Source organism: Pseudoclavibacter sp. Marseille-Q434 (assembly GCF_050315415.1).
Lineage (GTDB): Bacteria > Actinomycetota > Actinomycetes > Actinomycetales > Microbacteriaceae > Pseudoclavibacter.
In genome coordinates this window covers 206,932-221,512 of record NZ_JBNPQH010000003.1, presented here as the reverse complement: position 1 = coordinate 221,512, position 14,581 = coordinate 206,932, and the positions used below count along the sequence as shown (strand labels likewise).

Genomic DNA, 14,581 nt, shown 5'->3' with positions numbered 1-14,581 from the left:
CGAGCCGGAGGGCCCCCGCCGCAGCGATCACAGCTTCGCCAGCACCGTCGGGATGAGGATGGGCGCGTTGATGAGCAGGTGCAGCAGCATCGTCGCGACGAGGTTGCGACGGATGAGCGTGAACGCCACGAGTGCCAGCGACCCGACGAGCTGGTGGAAGAGCCAGCTCGGCCCGAAGAAGACGACGTGGGGCGCGATGAAGATCGCCAGGCTGACGGCTGCCCCGATCCACCTCGACCGCATGAGCGAGCCAAATCGCTCCTGCAGGTAGCCGCGGTAGACGACCTCCTCGGTGATGGCCGCCGTGATGATGAGCAGGACAACGCCGGCGACGCTCATGCTCGAGATGGTGCCCACACCGTCGTTGTCCTCCTGAGGGGCGATGAGGCTGGCGATCCACGACCAGGTCATGACGCCGCCGAAGACGTAGAACGCCCACTCGATGTCCTTGCCCGTCGGCTTCGTGATGAGCAGTGAGGTGAGGCCGCGCCGCTCTCCCCAGATGACGAGGGCGATCACGAGCAGGGCGCCCGCCCACTTCCAGGGGTTGCCCGAGGCGGGGCCTTCGAGACCGAAGCGCAGGTCGAAGCCGCCGATCTCACCGGCGGGAGGGCCGTTGAAGAGGAACCAGAAGATCAGGAGGCCGACGACGAAGAGCCAGCCGTCTCGTGCTCGTGGCGGGAACGCGGGCGTGCCGATGCTGACGCGTCTCACGGGCTCCACGACTTGCTGGGATGCTGTTTCGGCCATGCTCTAGAGTAAACACTCTAGAGTGATTGCTCTAGAGCCGATTCGAGATGCAGGCAGCGAGGTCCGACGTGGCGGCACGAACAGGCGAGGGGCGAGCGACGATCGTCGGAGCCGGCTACCAGCTCATCTCCGAGCTCGGCTACGCGGGTGCCACGACGGCACGCATCTGTGCCCGCGCCGGCGTCTCCTCCGGCACTTTCTTCCACTACTTCCCGACGAAGATCGACCTGCTCGTCGGCATCCTGCAGGCGGATTCGGCCGACGCGGCCCTCCGCGCGGACGCCCTCGCGGACGCGGCGGCCGATAGCGCACCGACCGCATTGCGCGACTGGCTTGACGCGCTCCTGGAAGAGTCTGCCGACCCCCACCTCGCCGGCTTCGTGGCGGCGCTCGGTGCCGCGCCGACTGACGCCCGCGTGGAAGGGCTGCTGGCCGACGCCGCCTCGCTCCAGCACCGGGCTCTCACGGCGATCGTCTCCGCGGGGCAGGAACAGGGAGACTGGCGCGTCGACCTCACCGCCGAACGCCTCGCGCTGTGGGTCGCCGTGGTCGCCGATGGGGTTCTGTCGCGCAGCGTCGAGGACCCGAGCTTCGACGCCGCAGCAGCCGCGAGCGAACTCGGCGACCTGCTCGCGAGGTACCTCGCACCCTGAACGCGACCCCGACGCAATTCGACGCGTGGCGGAGAGAGTCCCGCAGCTCTGGAAGAATGGCCGTCGTGACGAGCTTCGACGCCGCAGGTCTCCACGAATCCGCCCCCACCGCGAACGACGCCGATCGGCGCGCCTCAGGCCACAGCTTGGAGCGCGATCCGGGCATGCCGACGAGCACCTGGCGCCTGCGCAGCGACGCGTGGGAGTACCTGCGCTTCGCGATCAAGCGCCTCGAATCCGGGCACGAGACCGAGAGCATCCTGGATGCGGATGGCGAGATCTCCCGCAACCTGAGGGCTCTTGAGACGCTCGAGCTGTACTGGGCGGGGTTCGGGCAGCGCTACGTCGCCGAGATCCGCGAGGCCCTCGATAACGGGGAGTACTCGAGTGCGCTGGAGCGCATCGGTCGAGTCGTGAGCCGCCTGCGCGGCACGAGCATCCCCGCCGACCATCGCGACGACCGGCTCGACGAGGCCGAGCGAGCCGAGCTGCAGGATGACTCGGACCCGCGCCCCCGCTTCGAGGTGCTGCTCGTGGATGAGACCACCCCGGCCGACCGTGACGCGCTTCGGGCCGACATCCTCAAGCTCCGCAGCGCGGCGGATGCGTTCGTCTACGACTACGTGATCGTGCCGTCCGCCGACGACGCCGTCGCGGCCGTGCTCACGAACCCGAACATCCTCGCCGTCGTCATCCGGCCCGGCTTCAGCGACCGCAGCCAGCAGCGCCTGAGCCGGGACATGCGCGAGACGATCGACCTCGCGCACGTCGACTCGGCAGGCACGACCGCGACGTCGCGGTCGAGCCTCGCATCCGTGCAGCGAGTCCTGGGCCTCGCCGACACCCTCAACACGCTGCGCCCCGAGCTCGACCTGTACCTCGTCGCCGGTGCGCACATCGAGGACCTCGCCGGCGTGCTCACGCGCCGCTTCCGTCGCGTGTTCCTGCGCGAGGATCAGCTCGAGCTGCACCTGTCGCTGCTGCGCCGCGTCTCGCACCTGTACGACACGCCCTTCTTCACCGCCATCCAGGAGCACGCCCGGCGTCCGGCCGGCGTCTTCCACGCCCTGCCCATCTCGCGCGGCGGTTCGGTCGTGACGTCGAAGTGGATCACCGACCTCGTCGACTTCTACGGGCTGAACCTGCTGCTCGCCGAGACGAGCGCAACGTCCGGCGGCCTCGACTCGCTGCTCGCTCCCGTCGGTGCGATCAAGAAGTCGCAGGAGCTCGCGGCCCGCGCGTTCGGCGCGAAGCACACGTTCTTCGTCACGAACGGCACCTCCACGGCGAACAAGATCGTGCACCAGGCGCTCGTCTCCCCAGGCGACATCGTGCTCGTCGACCGCAACTGCCACAAGTCGCACCACCACGCCCTCATGCTCACGGGTGCCCGCACGGCGTACCTCGAGGCGTACCCGCTCAACGAGTTCGCGTTCTACGGGGCGGTGCCGCTCGAGCGCATCAAGCAGCTGCTCCTCGACTACCGCGCCGCCGGCCGCCTCGACGAGGTGCGCCTCGTGACCCTCACGAACTGCACCTTCGACGGCATCGTCTACGACCCGGAGCGGGTCATGGCCGAATGCCTCGCGATCAAACCTGACCTGGTGTTCCTGTGGGACGAGGCGTGGTTCGCGTTCGCCGCGTTCCACCCCATCACTCGCCGACGCACCGCCATGGCGGCGGCCAAGCACCTCGAGGAGCGGCTCGCGTCGAGCGCCCACGCGACGGCGTACCAGGAGCAGCGGGCCCGACTCTTCGACCCTGAGACGGGGGAGCCCGCATCGGACGACGTGTGGCTCGCCGAGCGGCTCCTGCCTTCCCCGGACGCGCGCATCCGCGTCTACGCGACCCAGTCGACCCACAAGACCCTCACCGCGCTGCGGCAGGGGTCGATGATCCACGTCTACGACAAGGACTGGTACCGGGAGGCGGAGGAGCCGTTCCACGAGGCGTACATGACGCACACCTCGACGTCGCCGAACTACCAGATCCTCGCCTCGCTCGACCTCGGCAGGCGTCAGGTCGAACTCGAGGGCTTCGAGCTCGTCCAGCGCCAGCTCGACCTGGCGACGAGCATCGCGCAGGCCATCGCCCGGCACCCGCTGCTGCGCCGCACCTTCCGGGTGCTCTCCGGCCACGACCTCATCCCGGCCGAGAACCGCGCGAGCTCGCGTCCCATGCCGCACCGCGACGGATTCTCGACGATGTGGCAGGCGTGGGAGGAAGACGAGTTCGTCGTCGACCCGAGCCGCATCACGGTCGAGATCTCACGCACGGGAGTCGACGGGGACACGTTCAAGCACGAGCACCTCATGGACCGCTACGGCATCCAGGTCAACAAGACGAGCCGCAACACGGTGCTCTTCATGACCAACATCGGCACCTCCCGCAGCTCCGTCGGCTACCTCATCGAGGTGCTTGTGAAGCTCGCCGAGCGCTTCGAGGAGGAGGCGCAGGCGCGAGAGATCGACGGCGAGCGCCCGGTGCCCGCCCCCATGCCGCCGCTGCCCGACTTCAGCGCGTTCGCGCCCGACTATGCGTCCGCGGATGGGCTGCCGGACGGCGACCTTCGCACCGCGTTCTTCCGCGGTCAGCGGCGCGCGAACATCGAGCACCTCAGCCACGCCCAGCTCACCGAACGCGTGGCGGGCGGCGCCAGGCCCGTCTCCGCCGGATTCGTGACCCCGTACCCGCCCGGGTTCCCCGTGCTCGTGCCCGGGCAGCTCGTCACCGACGAGGTGCTCGACTTCATGGCCGTGCTCGACACTCGCGAGATCCACGGCTACGACCCGCTACGCGGCTATCGCATCCTGCGCGAAGACTGATCTCCGGCCGCTGACGCGGGAATACCTGCTGGGGGTATACGGTTGCATCTGCCGTACATACCCCCAGGGGGCACTGCCCTCGGCAAGGAGATCACCATGACCAGCACCACCTATCTCGTCACCGGCATGACCTGCGGCCACTGCGAGAGCGCCGTCGCCCAGGAGGTCAGCGAGTTGGCAGGCGTCGAAAGCGTCGCCGTCTCTGCTGACACCGGCACGCTCGTCGTCGAGAGCACCGCACCCCTCGACGACGCGTTGGTCATCGCCGCGGTCGACGAGGCCGGTTACACCGCAGCCAAGGCCTGACATGAACGTGCCAGTCAAGCTCAGCCTCTACGGAGCGCTGCTTGCAGCGGTCTTCGGCGCGGCGTTCTTCACCGCCCAGGTCGTCACGGAAGCCGACCGGGCCGACGGCTGGCGCCCACAGATTCACCAGACCTCCCAACCCGGCTCGACCGAGGCCCCGGTCCTCCCTGCCGAGCATTCAGAGGCCCCGCAGCATACGGAGAGTGAGCAATGAGCACAGCTACCGACATCGAGCTCCAGATCGGGGGCATGACCTGCGCGTCGTGCGCGATGCGCATCGAGAAGAAGCTCAACAAGCTCGAAGGCGTGAGCGCGAGCGTCAACTACGCCACTGAGAAAGCCCGCGTGCACGCGCCGGCGGGACTCGACCCGCAATCGCTCATCGACGAGGTCGAGAAGACCGGCTACACGGCCGCACTCCCAGAGCCAGAGCATCCTGACGTCGAGGATTCGGCCACCGAGGCCGCAGACCCCGAACTCGTGAGCCTGCGTCAGCGTCTCATCGGCAGCATCGTGCTCGCCGTTCCCGTCATCGCCTTGGCCATGGTGCCTGCGCTGCAGTTCATGAACTGGCAGTGGGCGTCGCTGGCTCTGGCGGCACCGGTGATCGTCTGGGGCGCGTGGCCATTCCACCGGGCCGCGTGGCTGAACCTGCGCCACGGGAGCGCCACGATGGACACGCTCATCTCCGTCGGCACGATCGCCGCGTTCGCATGGTCGCTCTACGCCCTGTTCCTCGGCACGGCCGGCGAAGCGGGAATGAAGCATCCCTTCGAGTTCACGATCGCCCCCTCCGACGGAGCATCCAACATCTACCTTGAGGTGGCTGCCGGCGTCACGATGTTCGTGCTGGCCGGTCGCTACTTCGAGAAGCGCTCCAAACGGCAAGCCAGCGCCGCCTTGCGGGCGCTCCTCGAACTCGGCGCGAAAGACGTCGCCGTCCTTCGCCGGGGCATCGAGACACGCATCCCCATCGGGGAGCTCATCGTCGGCGACGAATTCGTCGTCCGGCCGGGGGAGAAGGTCGCGACCGACGGCGTCGTCACGAGTGGACGCTCGGCGGTGGATGCCTCGATGCTCACGGGTGAGTCCGTCCCCGTCGAGGTCGTCGAAGGAGACAGGGTCGTCGGGGCCACGCTGAACGCGAGCGGACGACTCGTGGTGCGCGCCACGAGAGTCGGCGGCGACACGCAGCTCGCGCACATGGCCAAGCTCGTCGAGGACGCCCAGACCGGAAAGGCCGAGGTGCAGCGTCTCGCCGACCGAATCTCCGGCGTCTTCGTGCCCATCGTCATCGCGATCTCGGTGGCGACGCTCGGCGCGTGGCTCGGTGCCGGGTTCCCGGCCTCGGCCGCCTTCACCGCGGCGGTCGCCGTGCTCATCATCGCCTGCCCCTGCGCGCTCGGTCTCGCGACTCCAACCGCGCTCCTCGTGGGGACTGGCCGTGGGGCGCAGCTGGGCATCCTCATCAAGGGCCCAGAGGTCCTCGAATCGACCCGCCGAGTCGACACGATCGTCGTCGACAAGACCGGCACGGTGACGAGCGGAAAGATGGCGCTCGCCGGCGTCTGGGTGGCGGATGGGGTCGAGCGGCAGCAGCTCCTGCGTCTCGCGGGTGCGCTCGAAGCGGCCTCGGAGCATCCCATCGCTCGGGCGCTCGCGGCCGGCGCCGCGGCCGAGGTCGGTGCGCTGCCAGCGGTGGAGGACTTCCGGAACCACGAGGGCACGGGCGTGCAGGGCATCGTCGACGGTCACCTGGTGGTCGTCGGGCGCGAGCAGCTGCTCGCCGACTGGGGGATCTCGCTCGGCCAGGAGCTCGCGGAGCGCAAGAGCGATGCGGACTCCCTCGGACAGACCGCCGTCATCGTGGCCTGGGACGGGGAAGCTCGCGGAGTGCTCGCCGTCGCAGACACGATCAAGCCGACGAGCGCGCAGGCGATCGCCGAGCTGCGCCGACTCGGTCTCGAGCCGACGCTGCTCACCGGCGACAACTCGATCGTCGCCGGTCAGGTTGCGGCCGCCGTCGGCATCACCGACGTCATCGCGGGAGTCCTGCCCCAGGAGAAGGTCGGCGTGATCCGCCGCCTCCAGGAGGAAGGGCGCGTCGTCGCGATGGTCGGCGACGGCGTCAATGATGCGGCCGCGCTCGCGCAGGCCGACCTCGGCCTGGCCATGGGAACGGGCTCGGACATCGCCATCGAGGCAGCGGATATCACGCTGGTCCGCGACGACCTCCTGGCGGCCGCGGATGCCATCCGCCTCTCCCGACGTACGCTCGGCACCATCAAGGGCAATCTCTTCTGGGCCTTCGCGTACAACGTCGCGGCGATCCCGCTCGCGGCCCTCGGCATGCTCAACCCCATGCTGGCGGGAGCCGCCATGGCGTTTTCCAGCGTGTTCGTCGTCGGCAACAGTCTGCGACTGCGTGCCTTCCGAGGCTTGCAAAGCACCGGGACGTCTCCCGATTCACACCCAGGAAAGGCAGCATCATGAGCGAGACCACAAAGACGGGCGGCCACGCCCACCACGGCTACATCGAGGACAAGAGCAAGTACCTCACGCGCCTCAAGCGCATCGAAGGGCAGGCGCGCGGCATCCATCGCATGGTCGACGAGGAGCAGTACTGCATCGACATCCTCACGCAGATCTCGGCGATCACCTCCGCCCTCGAGAATGTGGCGCTCGGGCTGATGGACGACCACCTGAAGCACTGCGTCGCGGACGCCGTCAAGCTGGGCGGGGCCGAGGGGGAGCTGAAGCTCAAGGAAGCCTCTGACGCCATCGCGCGTCTCGTGCGCAGCTGAGTGCTCACTCCGATATCGGGACGGCGACTTCTTCCCGAAACAGGTGCTCGGTAGAGTTGGCACCACCATGAACGCTCAACAGGAAATCATCGCGACCCTCGGCGTGAAGCCGGTCATCGACCCTGCCACGGAGGTGCGAGAGCGCGTCTCCTTCATGCGCGAGTACCTGCTTGCGACGGGCTCGCGTGGGCTTGTGCTCGGCATCAGCGGTGGCCAGGATTCCTCGCTGCTCGGCAAGCTCGCGCAGCTCGCGGTCGAGGACGTGCGCGCAGCGGGTGGCGACGCGACGTTCGTCGCCGTGCGCCTCCCGCATGGCGTGCAGGCGGACGAGGACGATGCGCAGCTGGCCCTGGAGTTCATCCAGCCGGACGAACGGATCACGTTCGACATCAAGCCGGCGACCGACGGCATGCAGCACGCGTTCCTGGACGCGACCGGGCGTGCCATCACGGACTTCAACAAGGGCAACGCGAAGGCGCGCCAACGGATGATCGCGCAGTACGCGATCGCTGGGGAGCGTGGTTTCCTCGTGCTCGGCACTGACCACGCTGCCGAAGCTGTCACCGGCTTCTTCACGAAGTACGGAGACGGCGGAACTGACCTGAACCCGCTCGCGGGCCTGACGAAGAGCCAGGGGCGTCAGCTGCTGGAGGAACTCGGGGCACCTGAACGCCTGTACGCGAAAGCGCCGACCGCTGACCTCCTGGACGAGACACCTGGGCAGACCGACGAGGCGAACCTCGGACTGAGCTACACGCAGATCGACACCTACCTGACCGGCGGCGACGTGGATGCGGAGACCGCCGATCGCATCGAGTCGCTGTACCGCAAGACCGAGCACAAGCGGCAGCTGCCCGTGCTCCCCACCGACACCTGGTGGCGCGGCTGAGTCACGGTACGATGCCGTGAGTGAGCGCCGGCGAGCGTACGCGCGCCTTCACAGGTAGCGGAACGCGGTGACCGCCTCGGCGAAGTCCGAGAACTCGTCGAGCGTCAGGAAGGCCGTGGAGGTGCGGCTCATGCGGGTGGCCGCGTAGGCGACCCCCGAGCCGCGCTGGTGCTCTTCGACGTACCCGCGCACGGCACCGTTGGAACCCGTGACCCGCCACCGCGCTGCGTGCACCTGAGTCGCGGTGAGCCCAGCGAATCGCTGGGTGAACGGGCCAGTTCGGGGTGTGAGGGTCGGGGCGGAACCGGACTTGGTGAGGTGCGTCGTGGTCATGAGGGAAGGCTAGACGCGACCACCGACATTCTCGGTGCTGGCTGAGTTCGCGCAGGGCTGAGCCGCGGAGCCAGCCACCGGCGTAGCCTTGTCGCATGACCGAATTCGTGCTTGCAGGTGGCTGCTTCTGGTGTCTTGACGCCGTGTACAGGAACGTCAAGGGTGTCAGCGACGTGATCTCTGGCTACACGGGTGGCGAGCACCCGAAGCCGGACTACGAACTCGTGTGCACCGGCACGACCGGGCATGCAGAGGCCGTGCGCGTCGTCTTCGACGAGAACGTGGTGCCCGCCGACGTGATCCTCGACATCTTCTTCACGCTGCACGACCCGCGACAGCTCAACCGGCAGGGCAACGACGTCGGAACGCAGTACCGTTCCGCGATGTACTACACCGACGAGGCGCAGCGCGAGCTCTTCGAAGCCGCCCGCCACCGCGCAGACGAGCTCTGGGGCGGCGGAATCGTCACCGAGATCTCCCCACTTGGCCAGTACTTCGACGCGGAGGACTACCACCAGGACTTCTTCGCGAAGAACCCGGGCCAGGGGTACTGCAACTTCGTGGCCGTGCCCAAGGTGAACAAGGTGCGCGCCAAGTTCACTCCCTACATGCTCTGACCTGCAGCGCCAGCCCGGACGGGCTCGGCACTGTGATGACACGGCGCCTGTGGACGGAACCCCGTCCACAGGCGCCGTTTTCGTCGGGAAGAACCGCCGCCCGCAGTCGCACACTGGTGCCGCGGTCCGGTGCGGAGCTCTCGGCACGGGCGCCGCGTCGGACCGCACCGCATCCAGACCAGGGGGAGAACATGCAAGACCACATCACGCTCATCGGGAATCTCGGCAGCAAGCCGGAGGTGAGGACAACCCCGAGTGGGCAGCACGTCGTGAACTTCAGCATCGCGACGAATTCGCGGCGCCTGAACCGCACGACCAACGTCTGGGAAGACGTGGATCCGAACTGGTACGACGTCGCGGCGTGGGGCGACCTCGCGACGCACGCCGCGAAGTCCCTCGACAAGGGGCAGCGCGTCATCGTCGTCGGCAAGCTCCGCATGCGGAAGTTCGAGACCCAGAACGGGTCTCGCACGAAGCATGAGGTGGTTGCGGATGCGCTGGGCCACGACCTCACGGCAGGTTCGTCGATCTTCGCCAAGCGCGAGCGAACTCCGCAGGAAAAGGGAGTGAGCGACCAGCAGCAGGGGTTCGGAGGGGCACGGAGCTTCGTCAGTCCGCAGAGCGAGGCTCCGCCGGACGACGAAGACGCCCAGGGCCCACCGAGTGAGGCGGAATGGCACAAGCCCTCCGTCGCCGATGAGGGGGCATACCCGACGCCCTTCTAGGAGCCGCGGCCACCTACACTGGTGACCGCCCCATCCGAGAAAGGTCCCGAATGCGCAGCTCCCGTCTCTTCGCCCCAGTGGCTCTGGTGGCGGCGCTGGCGCTCGCGGGCTGCTCCTCGGAAGAGGCGCGACCCCCTGCGGAGACGACCGCCGCGGCCGAGCCCACGCAGGCGGCGCCAGCGGCGTTCGTGCCAGGCGGGACGGCGAGTGACAACAAGCCGATCTTCGATGAGACCAACCTGCAGACGATCGCGACGAACGGCTCAGCGAGTTCCGTGGAGTTCGTCGACGCGCTGTCTGGAATCGGCTTCGACAAGGGGGCCATGGAGGTCACCTTCGACCGTACGAACGTCGACCTCGAGGCCGACTACATCATCGTCTCGGTGAAGATCGGCGAGGAGTGCCTTGTGGGCCAGCGCGGCCCGCGGGGCTACACCTCGGACATCGTCGCGCCCGTCAGCACGGGAAAATGCCTCATCGGGCTCACCCAGCCCATCACCTGGTAGCGAAGCTCCGCGCGCTGCCAGCCAACCAACTCCTAGACTGGAACCCATGGCCGAGTACATTTACCAGATGATCCGCGCCCGCAAGGCGGTCGGAGACAAGCTCATTCTCGACGACGTGACGATGTCGTTCCTCCCAGGCGCCAAGATCGGCATGGTCGGCCCCAATGGGGCTGGTAAGTCGACGATCCTCAAGATCATGGCTGGCCTCGACACCCCATCGAACGGTGACGCGACCCTCACGCCTGGCTTCACGGTCGGCATCCTCATGCAGGAGCCGGAGCTCGACGAGACGAAGACGGTTCGCGAGAACGTCGAGCTCGGTGTCGCCGAGACGAAGGCGAAGCTCGACCGGTTCAACGAGATCTCCGCCCTGATGGCCGAACCAGACGCCGACTTCGACGCGCTCATGGAAGAGATGGGGACGCTCCAGGAGTACATCGACCACGTCGACGCCTGGGACCTCGACTCGCAGCTCGAGCAGGCGATGGACGCCCTCCGCCTCCCGCCGGGAGACGCCGACGTCAGCGTCCTCTCCGGAGGCGAGAAGCGCCGCGTCGCGCTCTGCAAGCTCCTCCTCGAGAAGCCCGACCTCCTGCTCCTCGACGAGCCCACGAACCACCTCGACGCCGAGAGCGTGCTCTGGCTCGAGCAGCACCTCCAGAAGTACCCGGGCGCAGTCATCGCCATCACGCACGACCGGTACTTCCTCGACCACGTCGCCCAGTGGATCGCAGAGATCGACCGCGGCCGCCTCCACGGCTACGAGGGCAACTACTCGAGCTACCTCGAGAAGAAGCAGGAGCGCCTCCAGGTCCAGGGCAAGAAGGACCAGAAGCTCGCGAAGCGCCTCGAAGAGGAACTCGCGTGGGTGCGCACCAACGCGAAGGGTCGTCAGGCCAAGTCGAAGGCCCGCCTCGCCCGATACGAGGAGATGGCTTCCGAGGCCGAGCGCACCAGGAAGCTCGACTTCGAAGAGATCCAGATCCCTGCAGGCCCGCGCCTCGGCAGCATCGTCCTCGAGGCGAACAAGCTCAAGAAGGGCTTCGGCGAGCGCGTGCTCATCGACGACCTCAGCTTCTCGCTGCCCCGGAACGGCATCGTCGGCATCATCGGCCCGAACGGTGTCGGAAAGACGACGCTCTTCAAGTCGATCGTCGGCTTCGAGGAGCTCGACGGTGGCGACCTGAAGATCGGCGAGACGGTCAAGCTCTCCTACGTCGACCAGTCGCGCGGCGGCATCGACCCCGAGAAGAACGTGTGGGAGGTCGTCTCCGACGGCTTCGACTACATGCAGGTCGGCAACGTCGAGATCCCGTCCCGCGCCTACGTCTCCACCTTCGGGTTCAAGGGCCCGGACCAGCAGAAGAAGGCGGGGGTGCTCTCCGGTGGTGAGCGCAACCGCCTCAACCTGGCGCTCACCCTCAAGCAGGGCGGCAACCTGCTGCTCCTCGACGAGCCCACGAATGACCTCGACGTCGAAACCTTGTCGAGCCTCGAGAACGCGCTGCTCGAGTACCCCGGCTGCGCCGTGGTCATCACGCACGACCGGTGGTTCCTCGACCGCATCGCCACGCACATCCTCGCCTACGAGGGCACCGAGGAAGACCCGAGCCGCTGGCACTGGTTCGAGGGCAACTTCGAAGGCTACGAGGAGAACAAGATCGAGCGCCTCGGCCCGGACGCCGCCAAGCCATCGCGCATGACCTACCGCAAGCTCACGAGGGACTAGTCCCAACAGGAACCCCGGGGCCGCACCATGCGGCCCCGGGGTTTCCTCGTCCCGTGCGCCGTCGAGCGCAGCCACCCACCCGCACACGACAAGGACCACCCCGCCGATGCGCTTCCACGTCCCCACGCTCCTCCGCTGGAGCGACCTCGACGCCTACAACCACGTCAACAACTCGCGCGTGCTGACACTGCTCGAGGAAGCCCGAGTGCGTGCGTTCTGGAACATCGGCGCCTCCAACGACGACGAGCGGCCACTCGCCATCATCGACGCAGCCGCCGAGGGAGGCGACACGCTCACGCTCATCGCGCGCAACGAGATCGAGTACCTCGCGCCCATCCCGTACTCCACGAAGCCATTGGACGTGCAGCTGTGGATCTCCAAGATGGGAGCGGCCAGCGCCGAGGTCGACTACGAGATCTGGAGCCCGGAGGAAAGCCAGCCAGAGGGCGCAGAACGGGTGCGGTACGTCATCGCATCCTCGACCCTCGTGTTCATCGACGCCGCCACGCAGCGCCCGCGCCGCATCAACGAGCGCGAGCGCGAGGCCTGGACCCCCTACCTCGACGAGCCGCTCACGTTCCGCGGCGGCCGCAGCAGCGACTGAACCCCCGGGCGCTCGCATGGAGGCTCATCCGCGCCGCGCCTCGCCGCGCCGCGCCGCGCCGCGCCTCGCACGCTAGCTGCGCTTTCGGCGCACCATGCCCTCCTGGGCGACCGTCGCCACAAGCGCGCCGTCCCGAGAGAACAGCTGCCCTCGCGAGAGCCCGCGGCCCCCGCGCGCGACGGGGGAGTCCTGGACGTACAGCAGCCACTCGTCAGCTCGCGCGTCCCGATGCCACCAGACGCCATGATCGAGGCTCGCCGCGCGAAGCCCCGGCGTCGACCAGGTCAGGCCGTGGCCGCGCATGATGGGCTCGAGGATCGAGTAGTCGCTCGCGTAGGCGATGGCGGCCCGATGCAGCATCGGATCGTCCGGCATGCGCTCCACCGCCTTGATCCACACCGCCTGCGCCGGCGTCGGGTCGCTGGCGGGCTCGAGATAGACGGGCCCGTCGACGTGCCGCATCGTGAACGGCCGCTTCAGCAGCCAGTACGCGGCCAGTGACTCCGGGGCGTCGTCGCCGAGTGTCGCCTTCACCGTCTCCAGCAGATCAGCCTCGCTCGGCAGGTCCTCCGGAGCCGGGATGCCGTCCGGCATGGTCACCTCGTGCTCGAAGCCCTCGTCGACATCCTGGAATGACGCGATCATCGACCAGATCGGCTGACCGCTCTGGAAGGCGCTCACAGCCCGGGTCGTGAACGAGTTGCCGTCGTGGATGCGGTCGACAGCAAAGGTGATGGGCAGCTTCACGTCACCCGGGCGCAGGAAGTAGCCGTGCATGGAATGCACCGGACGATCCGCCGCCACCGTCCGCGCGGCGGCGACCAGCGACTGCGCGGCCACCTGCCCGCCGAACACACGCCCGTGGGGCATCCATTGGCTCGGACCCGTGAAGATGTCGTCCCGAGTACGGGCACCGGTGTCGGTGAGGTCCAACGTGTGCAGGAACGCCTCGATGGGAGACAGCGCCTCGAGCGCATCGAACGACAACGGCGCAGGCTGGTGCTGAGCGGGCGAAAGCGAGGACGACTCGTGGAGCTGATCTGCCATCCCAGCAGTCTAGAGACCCGCCGCCGCAGGAGCGCTCGGGAAGAACTGGGTAGGTTAGATGGCAATGTCTCCCGTCCTCCGCATCCCCGATCTCCGTGCCGCCCGCGACCTCGAATCGTTCCTGGGTCGAGCCGGACGCATCGAAGACGGCGCGGTGAGGATCGTCGCCACTGGTTCGGTTGCGGCGTTCTGGGTTCCGGTGCTGCGGCCGCAGGGCATCCTGGACACCTCACCGCTGGTGCTCGGCGTGCGCGCGCTCCGCGCCGAGCTCCTCGGTGAAGCGGGCGACGACGCGCACGCGGGAGCGTTCGACGTGACCGTGCCGTTGCGAGCGCTCCTCGACCGTCTCGCCAGGCTGCGCGCACCGGGGGACGACGCGTCCGCAGACGAGACGGTCGGCTTCGACCTCTCGGTCCCGCCAGAGCGACTCCGCGAGTCGTGGGCAGGTATCGCAGCCCCCACCGGTGGCTGGAGCCTGACGGGTGTCCTGCCAGCGGCGACACTCATCGCAGCCGCAGACCAGGGCATCGCTGAGGTCGCCGAAGCAGTGCCCGGCAACCTCGGGACGGCGCTCGTCGAACGTGTCCGCACGGACGTGTGGACCCGCGTCATCGACGAGCCGAGCGGCCTCACGAGCGGCGCGGCCTTCGCCGCCCTCAGCCTCGGGTTCCTGCGCTCCGGTGATGACGCGCGCATCCTCACCGCCGGAGCGTGGCTGCGCCTCGAGACAACGCAGGGCAACGTGCTGCTGCGATCGAACCAGGCACGCTGAGCGCTGCCACCGCCCCGGAGC

16 protein-coding genes are annotated in these 14,581 nt (G+C 68.1%); 13 read left to right on the top strand and 3 right to left on the bottom strand.

Annotated elements, in window-relative coordinates; genetic code table 11:
• Positions 1-27 precede the first annotated feature (27 nt).
• Positions 28-750 (bottom strand): CPBP family intramembrane glutamic endopeptidase, encoded by a 723-nt coding sequence (locus ACQFZP_RS13255; protein ID WP_211891641.1) that lies wholly within the window; start codon positions 748-750, stop codon positions 28-30.
• Positions 751-818: 68 nt separating this feature from the next.
• On the opposite strand from ACQFZP_RS13255, the gene ACQFZP_RS13250 reads away from it, so the two are divergent.
• The 7 genes from ACQFZP_RS13250 (at position 819) to nadE (ending at position 8,227) form a co-directional block, all read left to right on the top strand.
• Positions 819-1,403 carry a TetR/AcrR family transcriptional regulator gene (locus ACQFZP_RS13250; RefSeq protein ID WP_211891640.1) on the top strand — a complete coding sequence of 195 codons (585 nt, stop codon included), beginning with the start codon at positions 819-821 and terminating at the stop codon, positions 1,401-1,403.
• A 164-nt stretch (positions 1,404-1,567) separates the two neighbouring features.
• Entirely contained in the window at positions 1,568-4,228 is a 2,661-nt protein-coding gene (locus tag ACQFZP_RS13245) for an aminotransferase class I/II-fold pyridoxal phosphate-dependent enzyme (protein WP_249312542.1), read from the top strand.
• Between the two features lie 96 nt (positions 4,229-4,324).
• On the top strand, positions 4,325-4,534 hold the full coding sequence (locus tag ACQFZP_RS13240; protein WP_211891638.1) for a heavy-metal-associated domain-containing protein: 210 nt from the start codon (positions 4,325-4,327) through the stop codon (positions 4,532-4,534).
• 1 nt (position 4,535) lies between these two features.
• On the top strand, positions 4,536-4,748 hold the full coding sequence (locus ACQFZP_RS13235) for a hypothetical protein (RefSeq protein ID WP_104311401.1): 213 nt from the start codon (positions 4,536-4,538) through the stop codon (positions 4,746-4,748).
• A complete protein-coding gene (locus ACQFZP_RS13230; protein WP_211891637.1) occupies positions 4,745-7,027 on the top strand; it encodes a heavy metal translocating P-type ATPase in 2,283 nt (760 codons plus the stop codon). Before ACQFZP_RS13235 ends, ACQFZP_RS13230 begins: the two co-directional genes overlap by 4 nt.
• Positions 7,024-7,338 carry a metal-sensitive transcriptional regulator gene (locus tag ACQFZP_RS13225; protein ID WP_211891636.1) on the top strand — a complete coding sequence of 105 codons (315 nt, stop codon included), beginning with the start codon at positions 7,024-7,026 and terminating at the stop codon, positions 7,336-7,338. The genes ACQFZP_RS13230 and ACQFZP_RS13225 overlap by 4 nt, the downstream gene beginning before the upstream one ends.
• A gap of 67 nt (positions 7,339-7,405) precedes the next feature.
• A complete protein-coding gene (nadE, locus tag ACQFZP_RS13220; RefSeq protein WP_211891635.1) occupies positions 7,406-8,227 on the top strand; it encodes an ammonia-dependent NAD(+) synthetase in 822 nt (273 codons plus the stop codon).
• Between the two features lie 48 nt (positions 8,228-8,275).
• Here nadE and ACQFZP_RS13215 read toward each other — a convergent pair whose 3' ends face one another.
• Entirely contained in the window at positions 8,276-8,560 is a 285-nt protein-coding gene (locus ACQFZP_RS13215) for a hypothetical protein (protein ID WP_104311404.1), read from the bottom strand.
• 95 nt (positions 8,561-8,655) lie between these two features.
• Between ACQFZP_RS13215 and msrA the strand changes: the two genes are divergently transcribed.
• The 5 genes from msrA (at position 8,656) to ACQFZP_RS13190 (ending at position 12,741) form a co-directional block, all read left to right on the top strand.
• Positions 8,656-9,177: a peptide-methionine (S)-S-oxide reductase MsrA gene (gene msrA / locus ACQFZP_RS13210; RefSeq protein ID WP_211891634.1), complete on the top strand. Its 522-nt coding sequence runs from the start codon at positions 8,656-8,658 to the stop codon at positions 9,175-9,177.
• A gap of 191 nt (positions 9,178-9,368) precedes the next feature.
• Positions 9,369-9,902, top strand: coding sequence for a single-stranded DNA-binding protein (locus ACQFZP_RS13205; RefSeq protein ID WP_211891633.1), 534 nt, complete (start codon positions 9,369-9,371; stop codon positions 9,900-9,902).
• Between the two features lie 50 nt (positions 9,903-9,952).
• The gene (locus ACQFZP_RS13200) at positions 9,953-10,408 is read left to right on the top strand and encodes a DUF6993 domain-containing protein (protein ID WP_211891632.1); all 456 of its coding nucleotides are present in this window, start codon (positions 9,953-9,955) and stop codon (positions 10,406-10,408) included.
• Positions 10,409-10,454: 46 nt separating this feature from the next.
• On the top strand, positions 10,455-12,137 hold the full coding sequence (gene ettA, locus ACQFZP_RS13195) for an energy-dependent translational throttle protein EttA (protein ID WP_104253131.1): 1,683 nt from the start codon (positions 10,455-10,457) through the stop codon (positions 12,135-12,137).
• Positions 12,138-12,243: 106 nt separating this feature from the next.
• Positions 12,244-12,741 (top strand): acyl-CoA thioesterase, encoded by a 498-nt coding sequence (locus tag ACQFZP_RS13190; RefSeq protein ID WP_104311408.1) that lies wholly within the window; start codon positions 12,244-12,246, stop codon positions 12,739-12,741.
• Between the two features lie 72 nt (positions 12,742-12,813).
• Here the strand turns inward: ACQFZP_RS13190 and ACQFZP_RS13185 are convergent, their stop codons facing one another.
• Positions 12,814-13,788: an acyl-CoA thioesterase gene (locus ACQFZP_RS13185; protein WP_104311409.1), complete on the bottom strand. Its 975-nt coding sequence runs from the start codon at positions 13,786-13,788 to the stop codon at positions 12,814-12,816.
• 64 nt (positions 13,789-13,852) lie between these two features.
• Between ACQFZP_RS13185 and ACQFZP_RS13180 the strand changes: the two genes are divergently transcribed.
• A complete protein-coding gene (locus ACQFZP_RS13180) occupies positions 13,853-14,560 on the top strand; it encodes a hypothetical protein (RefSeq protein ID WP_249312491.1) in 708 nt (235 codons plus the stop codon).
• Positions 14,561-14,581: the final 21 nt, after the last annotated feature.